General features: G+C 30.3%; 12 protein-coding genes. 6 read left to right on the forward strand and 6 right to left on the reverse strand.

Translation table 11 applies throughout. The features are described 5' to 3' along the window. Together ACVC2P_RS02770 and ACVC2P_RS02775 are read left to right on the forward strand one after the other, a co-directional pair. On the forward strand, positions 1–746 hold a 746-nt coding region (locus ACVC2P_RS02770; protein WP_452596957.1), incomplete at its 5' end, for a bifunctional 5,10-methylenetetrahydrofolate dehydrogenase/5,10-methenyltetrahydrofolate cyclohydrolase. A 32-nt stretch (positions 747–778) separates the two neighbouring features. After that, positions 779–1,492, forward strand: coding sequence for a YwaF family protein (locus tag ACVC2P_RS02775; RefSeq protein ID WP_452596958.1), 714 nt, complete (start codon positions 779–781; stop codon positions 1,490–1,492). A gap of 19 nt (positions 1,493–1,511) precedes the next feature. Here the strand turns inward: ACVC2P_RS02775 and ACVC2P_RS02780 are convergent, their stop codons facing one another. From ACVC2P_RS02780 to ACVC2P_RS02790, 3 genes are read right to left on the reverse strand one after another with little or no spacing between them, the layout of a single operon-like run. Continuing rightward, positions 1,512–1,934, reverse strand: a complete 423-nt coding sequence (locus tag ACVC2P_RS02780; RefSeq protein ID WP_452596959.1) for a VOC family protein — start codon at positions 1,932–1,934, stop codon at positions 1,512–1,514. A 41-nt stretch (positions 1,935–1,975) separates the two neighbouring features. After that, positions 1,976–2,068, reverse strand: a complete 93-nt coding sequence (locus ACVC2P_RS02785; protein ID WP_452596960.1) for an LPXTG cell wall anchor domain-containing protein — start codon at positions 2,066–2,068, stop codon at positions 1,976–1,978. A gap of 3 nt (positions 2,069–2,071) precedes the next feature. Beyond that, entirely contained in the window at positions 2,072–2,644 is a 573-nt protein-coding gene (locus ACVC2P_RS02790) for a hypothetical protein (protein ID WP_452596961.1), read from the reverse strand. A 404-nt stretch (positions 2,645–3,048) separates the two neighbouring features. On the opposite strand from ACVC2P_RS02790, the gene ACVC2P_RS02795 reads away from it, so the two are divergent. From ACVC2P_RS02795 to ACVC2P_RS02810, 4 genes are all read left to right on the forward strand, one after another. Next, a complete protein-coding gene (locus tag ACVC2P_RS02795; RefSeq protein ID WP_452596962.1) occupies positions 3,049–3,864 on the forward strand; it encodes a TlpA family protein disulfide reductase in 816 nt (271 codons plus the stop codon). 59 nt (positions 3,865–3,923) lie between these two features. Beyond that, entirely contained in the window at positions 3,924–4,259 is a 336-nt protein-coding gene (locus ACVC2P_RS02800) for a hypothetical protein (RefSeq protein WP_452596963.1), read from the forward strand. 128 nt (positions 4,260–4,387) lie between these two features. Further along, positions 4,388–4,744 carry a hypothetical protein gene (locus ACVC2P_RS02805; RefSeq protein WP_452596964.1) on the forward strand — a complete coding sequence of 119 codons (357 nt, stop codon included), beginning with the start codon at positions 4,388–4,390 and terminating at the stop codon, positions 4,742–4,744. A gap of 111 nt (positions 4,745–4,855) precedes the next feature. Next, the gene (locus ACVC2P_RS02810) at positions 4,856–5,305 is read left to right on the forward strand and encodes a GNAT family N-acetyltransferase (RefSeq protein ID WP_452596965.1); all 450 of its coding nucleotides are present in this window, start codon (positions 4,856–4,858) and stop codon (positions 5,303–5,305) included. Positions 5,306–5,309: 4 nt separating this feature from the next. Here the strand turns inward: ACVC2P_RS02810 and ACVC2P_RS02815 are convergent, their stop codons facing one another. From ACVC2P_RS02815 to ACVC2P_RS02825, 3 genes are all read right to left on the reverse strand, one after another. Continuing rightward, the gene (locus tag ACVC2P_RS02815) at positions 5,310–6,185 is read right to left on the reverse strand and encodes a LytR/AlgR family response regulator transcription factor (RefSeq protein WP_452596966.1); all 876 of its coding nucleotides are present in this window, start codon (positions 6,183–6,185) and stop codon (positions 5,310–5,312) included. Beyond that, a complete protein-coding gene (rluF, locus tag ACVC2P_RS02820; protein WP_452596967.1) occupies positions 6,185–6,967 on the reverse strand; it encodes a 23S rRNA pseudouridine(2604) synthase RluF in 783 nt (260 codons plus the stop codon). Before rluF ends, ACVC2P_RS02815 begins: the two co-directional genes overlap by 1 nt. 17 nt (positions 6,968–6,984) lie before the next feature. Next, positions 6,985–7,372, reverse strand: a 388-nt coding sequence (locus tag ACVC2P_RS02825; RefSeq protein WP_452596968.1) for an alpha/beta fold hydrolase, incomplete at its 5' end; no start/stop codon positions are given.

Consider the following 7,372-nt stretch of genomic DNA (forward strand, 5'->3'; position numbering starts at 1 on the left):
CCTACGTAGGAAGTAAAGTAAGAGCTTGTGAACGTGTTGGTTTTGAGTCTACCATGGTAAGACTGTCCAATACAACAAGCGAAATAGAATTATTAGATAAAATTGAAGAATTAAATAATAATGACGATATCGATGGCTTTATTATTCAATTACCTTTACCTCCACAAATTAATACGCAAAAAGTATTAATGGCAGTACATCCAGATAAAGATGTAGATGGGTTTCACCCAATGAATTTTGGTAAAATGGCATTAGACATGTCTACGTTTATTCCAGCAACACCATTTGGAATATTAGAATTATTAGACCGTTATAATGTAGATACCAAAGGAAAGCATACAGTGGTTATTGGAAGGTCTCATATTGTAGGAAGACCTATGAGTATTTTAATGGGAAGAAAAGGGTTTCCAGGAAACTCTACGGTAACATTAACCCATAGTCATACTAAAAATATTACTCAAATTATTTCTCAGGCCGATATCGTTATTTCTGCATTAGGAGTACCTAATTTCTTAAAAGCAGAAATGGTTAAAGACGATGTGGTAGTTATTGATGTGGGAATTACTCGTGTACCAGATGATACAAAAGTAAAAGGCTATAGAATTACAGGAGACGTAGATTACGAAAACGTAAGTAAAAAAGCAAGTTATATAACACCTGTGCCAGGAGGAGTGGGACCTATGACTATTGCTATGTTGTTAAAAAACACATTGTTAGCTAGAGAGCGCCACAGAGAAACTAAGTAAGCTTATACGTATATTTATGTATATTGCATTATATGAAATATGCACTTGTTCTATTGGAGAGAGTACAAATAGGTTCGTTACAGCACTTACTGCCTATATTTATAGGAATAGTATTTGGAATTAGTTTAATATATTTTGCTAAAAATAAGTGTAATAGCAAACAACAAAAAATTATTTTTAATGTACTAGGCTCCTTTACTTCTTTAACTATAATAATATTCAATATTCAAAACTATAGTTTAGGTAACTATAGTTTAAGTAGAGATTTGCCATTGTTTCTATGTAGTTTTATGGCATTAATTATACCCGTTTATACCTACTATAGAAAGTACTGGATGTACGAAATCCTGTTTTTTTGGGTAATAGCTGGTACTACTCAAGGCATCATTACTCCAGATATAGCTAATGGCTTTCCTGTATTTGATTATTTTAGATATTGGATTGTACATGTGGGGTTAGTAATAGTGATGTTCTATGCCACATTTGTGTTTAATTATAGACCAAAATTTAAAAGTGTTTTTAAATCTATAATTGCCCTACAGTTTTATATTTTAATAATGTATGTAGTTAACTTAGCTTTAAATGCTAATTATTCATATTTAAATGCTAAACCAGAAGGCGCTTCTGTATTAGATTATTTTGGAGACTGGCCTTATTATATAGTTAATGCACAATTAGTTATTATACCGTATTGCTTATTAATTTATTTGCCTTTCTATATAGAGAGAAAAATTAAAAACAAATAAAAAATATATTATAAGCTGTTTATTTGGCGAACAGTTGGTCTATATCTTTAAAAGCTTTAAACTCTAAAGCATTTCCTGAAGGATCTTTAAAGAACATAGTGGCTTGTTCTCCAACTAAACCTTTAAACCTTATATAAGGTTTTATAATAAATGTAATGTCTTTTTGTTGTAAACTTTCAGCAAAAGAGTGAAACGTATCCCATGGCAATACTACACCATAATGAGGTACAGGAACAGCCTTCGCATCTACAATATTTGTAACAACATCGTTATTAGTTTGTGCCTTATAATGGATAACAAGTTGGTGTCCAAAAAAATTAAAATCTACCCAATGCTCACTGCTTCTTCCCTCTTCACAATTTAAAACATCTCTATAAAAAGTACGACAAGCTTCTAAATTGTGAACAGGAATAGCAATATGAAAAGGAGATAGTTGAGACATAATGTAAGATTTAAGTATCCTATAAAAATACTATTTAATTCTTACTTCTTTTTCTTTTTAATGGTATAATATGCAGCCACAACCAAAGCAGTTAGAGAGCCTGCTATTATAGCAATAATACTTCCAATTGACATTTTTTATATTTTTTTAGATCTAGTACATTCTATTTTCCAAGTAGGGTAAGTTATAGTTTCAGCTTTGTCAACCCATTCACCTACCCATTTATACCCTTTTTTACTTATATCGTAAAAAGATAGTCTATAATACCCCTCTGTTCCATTAGGAGCTTTATGTTCTTTATACAATACTATTTTACCATCCTTTTTGTTACCAGTCCATGTCGATAACGTTGTCGATGGCTTTTTAGAAGCATAATAATGTACGTACCACTTGCTACTATCTGCAATAAACTGTCTAATGCTTCCAGAATTTGCACCATCGGCTTTTAATGTTTCATCTTGTACAGCTTTACCATTCATAATATATTTCCACCTCCAAACCATGTCTACTGGGGCATTCCATGTACCATCTTGTTTTCTAGAAGTCGATTTACAGTTGCATTCTCCCATTAAAGGCTCATAGTCCTTAATTTGCTCAGGAGCATCAGGATGAGGTTGTCCATAAGGAAAAGCTTTAGAAGGCTCGTTTTCTGTTTGTGCAGAGACCGAAGTAATTAATATTAAACATAAAAGTAGTAATGTGTTTTTCATAATAGTCGTTTTTTGTTTATAACTTCAAATCAAAGCAAAAGAAAGTTGTGTATTACATAAAATGCAGTAAAAAGCATGCTATTTGCAGTAAAAAGCGTTAATAAAAAGCTAATGTTTAATGATAACAAATTGTTACAGGAGAATATTCTCTATAATTATATTTTCTAATTGTCCGTTTTGTATCATAATGCTACACACGGCATCATGCTTAACTTGTTTCAACATCACATAATCTCTTAAAAGCATAAATGCTTCATGTTGAGAACCTGAAATTGGTATAGGTTGACGGTATACTTTATGATAGATTATGGGTATTTAATTATATTATAAATTAAAACAATATTGCTTTCTATGTTTGTAGAATATAAATAACCTCTACATTTGTAGAATAAAGTTGTTAGTCAATGAAAAATCATTTTTATTTAATATTACTCTTATTTATTACCCTTTCTTCTTGTAAAGAAAAAATACCTACAACTAATATTAAAACTGAAAATACAGATATTGGAGCCCCTGTTGTAAATTATAACGATTTGGTAAATGATTATATGACATGGTGGAGCTATCATTACAATAAAATTAATTTATCGTTAGACTTTATTGCTATTAACGAAGATTTAGAAGTAATATCTAAAAATGAGTTTCTAGAAGCTTTAACTACTGGGAATTATATAACAATACAATTAAAACCAGATACTAAAATTGTAAAGTATAAACTTTATAAGCTAGGCGAAGACGTTAACCAAGCAATTGCATCTACAATTAAAAGTGTTTCTGTAACAGCTTTAAAACATTATAAAATGGAAGGAACAACTTTTCCAGAGTTTAATGTTACAGACATAAAAGGAAAACAGCACTCGAATAAAACAATAAAAGGTAAAACAGCAATATTAAAAACGTGGTTTATAGCCTGTAAACCTTGTGTGGCTGAATTTTCTGAACTTAATAGATTAGTAGAAACATATAAAGAAAAAAACGATATTGTATTTACAAGCTTTGCTATAGATACTAAGCCTAAACTAGATGTGTTTTTAAAAGAAAAAAACTTTTATTATAATGTAGTAGCCGAGCAGAACGATTTTATAGAAAAGAAGCTTAATTTACAAATATACCCAACGCATGTAGTAGTAAATAAAAAAGGTATTATAGTTAAGGTCGTTAACAAGGTGTCCGAGCTTATAACTTTTTTAAATAATAAAGAGGAACTCAATAAGGAGTAAGTATTTATAGTCTTTGTAGATTATTCTATGAGAATAACACAGAATAACATTTGTAATTAATGATTGATTTTATAAACTTAGAATTGATAGAATTTCATGATGTAGTACTAAAATATATAAACATTCAAAAAGAATCACCATCTAAGTTACTATTGGAAATAATGTTGTGGGAAGAGGATAAAGAAGATCATCTTAAGAAAACATTAGTGTTTAGTGAACTTAATCATATAGAACCAGAAATTATCTTAATAAGCGCAAATTCTGAACTAGAAATTTATTCTTTTAATTATTTTATGAAAGGCAACTTGTTCTACGGGAAGTTGATAGTTTTAACAGGATTCGGAAAACCAAGCATAGAAATTGATTTTTCTTGTAGAACAGTTGAAGTAATCTAAACACAGAGTAACGATTATTACAGATAAACCAACGCTTAATAATTAATTATAAACACATACTTGTTTTAAAGATGTAAGTAACTGAACATATAATAGATTTGAAAAATAAATCTAAAAATAACGTAACAGTGAAAACAGAAAAAGTACTTAAACGTCTATTAATATGGTTACCATCTTTAATTATACTATTGTTTTACATACCAAATGCTTTAAATAAATTACTAGAACCAAGCCAAACGGGTAAAATTGTAGAAAACAGTGCAGCAATACTAATTGCAGGCATTTTTATACTAGTAGGAGTTATTCTATTTTTATATAATAAAACAATGCTTTATGGCACCTTAATGTTAGTATTATATATGGTTTTTATAGTGCTGGTACATATGTATAAAGGCAAACCTGCCGAGCTTGCTATGTTAATACCAATAGCTACTATATTGGCTGCATATATTAGAAAACCATTGTTGTTTAGCAAATGCGATTAAATTATTTGCTATTAGGTCTTATACGGAAATAGAATAAATAAAAAGAAAACTATTTTTTAATTACATTTAGGTTTCAATTGAAAATAAATAAAGATTACAAGGTGTAAAACAATGAAACTTATAAGAACCAATTCTGAAAATAAAGATTTTATAGCATTAGTAAAACAGTTAGATGCCTATTTGGCTGTAACAGATGGAGATGATCATGCGTTTTACGATCAGTTTAATAAATTAGATAGTATAAAACACGTGGTAGTTGCTTACAATAAAGACATACCGTTAGCTTGTGGTACAATAAAAGAATTTAATACCCATACAGTAGAAATTAAACGTATGTATACGGCTCCACAAAGTAGAGGTAAAGGCATCGCGTCGATACTACTTTTAGAATTAGAGGCATGGGCTAGAGAACTGTCTTATAATACATGTATTTTAGAAACAGGAGTAAGGCAAGTAGAAGCCATTGGACTGTATAAAAAAAACGGATATACCTTAATCCCTAATTATGGTCAATATACAGATGTAAAAGATAGTAGGTGTTTTGAAAAGAATTTAGGTTAAAACCTTAACCAACAAAATCCCTAACCAATTTTAATTTACTCTTAGAAATTGCAACTTCCACGTTGTTATCTAAAATTAAAACAGGAGATTGCGATAAATTAATTTCTTTAGCAAATACCATGTTTACAATAGCTTTGCGGTGTACGCGTAAAAAGTTATCGCCTAATTTTTGTTCTAAAGCTTTTAAAGAACTTCGCATAGTATAAGTTTGTGCAGAGGTTGTGTGTACTTTTACACAATAATCGTCGGCTTCAATCCAATTAATATCCTCCACAGGAATGATTTTTCGTTTGTTTCCAATTTTAATATTTAAAATAGAAGCTTTATCATCAATTTTAGTACTTAATTGTTGGTAAAGCGTTTTGTTTTCTTGTTTTAAATCTGCTACCGTTTGTATTTCTATCTGTAGCTGTTCGTTAACAAAATAGAAATGTAAAATTATAGAAATAGCAATGTAGCCCAAAGTATACATTGGGCCTTTTTGAAAAGCAAAAAAGGTAACATATTCTGTTATAAAAGGAGATAAACTAATCTTGGTTTCGGTAAGTAACATTTGGATAAACGCGATGCTTATTACATTAATTACAACCAAACCGAGTATAACCAAGCTAAAGTTAATAAAAAGAGGTAAAGTAAGGGTGTGTTTAGTAGCACTACGCTTTGCAAACCATACTAAAATAGCAGACAAACCTAACCAAATAAACCAACGATAAGTTTGTGTTTTTAGTAAGCCAAAAAAAGTAGCGTCGTTACCTAAATTAAAACGTTTTATATAAAACAGTTGTTGTGCGGTCTCGAAAGTAATAGTAACTACTAATACTAAAAAAATAATAGTATATATGCGTTTAGTATTAGATATGTTTCTAAAAACGTTACGCATTATCGTTTGCGTCTATTTACAGACTGTATGTTCTTGTTAGAAGGCTTTGAGTTAAATGTTTTGTCGGAGTCTTTTAAAAGTCCTTTAAGCGTTTTTAGTTCTTCTGCTGTAAACGCTCTGTATTCTCCAATGGGTACATCTAGAGGAATATTCATAATACGTGTACGTTTTAAAGAGGTTACCTCGTAAGTTAAATACTCGCACATTCTACGAATTTGTCTGTTTAACCCTTGTGTTAAAATAATTTTAAAGGTTAAAGAGTCTATTTTTTCTACTGTACATGGTTTAGTCGTTTTATCTAAATCGGAAAGATAAATACCGCTAGCCATACGCTTTATAAAGGTTTGCGAAATAGGTTTGTCTACCGTAACTACATATTCTTTTTCGTGGTTATTACTGGCTCTTAATATTTTATTTACAATGTCGCCATCATCGGTTAAAAAAATTAAACCTTCACTTGGTTTATCTAATCGTCCAATAGGAAAGATGCGCTTAGGGTAATTTATAAAATCTATAATATTATCCTTTTCAACACGCGTGTCTGTAGTACAAACAATACCAACAGGTTTATTAAAGGCGAGATAAACAAAATCAGACTTTCGTTCGGTAATAGACTTACCATCGACTTCAACAATATCGCTCTCTTTTACTTTAGTTCCCATTTCTGGTACAGAGCCATTAATTGTTACACGCCCAGCATCAATAAGTCTATCGGCTTCACGACGCGAGCAATAACCAGCTTCGCTTAGGTATTTATTAAGTCTAGTTAATTTTTCTTCCATACTGCAAAGTTACGCTTTTAACTGTTTATGAAGTCAAGAATATGTTTGTAAACGACTTCATTACGTAAACCATGCCCATAACCAGTAGTAGTAACAAATTCTGCATTGGTATGATGTTCTACAATAAGTTCAGCATCGTTATACGGAATAATTTTATCTTCGGTATCGTGTACTACCAAGGTTTTTGTAGTTATAGTTTTAGCAAAATTGGCTAAAGAAAAATGAGAAGGCTCTTTCTTAAAGCGTTTAACGATGAGGTTGTTTAAACCATTTTCGATGCGTTTATTAAAAGACATCATATCTACATAACGTTTAAAAACATCTACAAATTTTGCAGGAGCACCTAAAAGAACCAGTTTTTTTACATGTTTATTTTGGTAATTATACTGAAAAAAACCTGTAGCC

The sequence above is a fragment of the Pontimicrobium sp. MEBiC01747 genome (assembly GCF_053601635.1).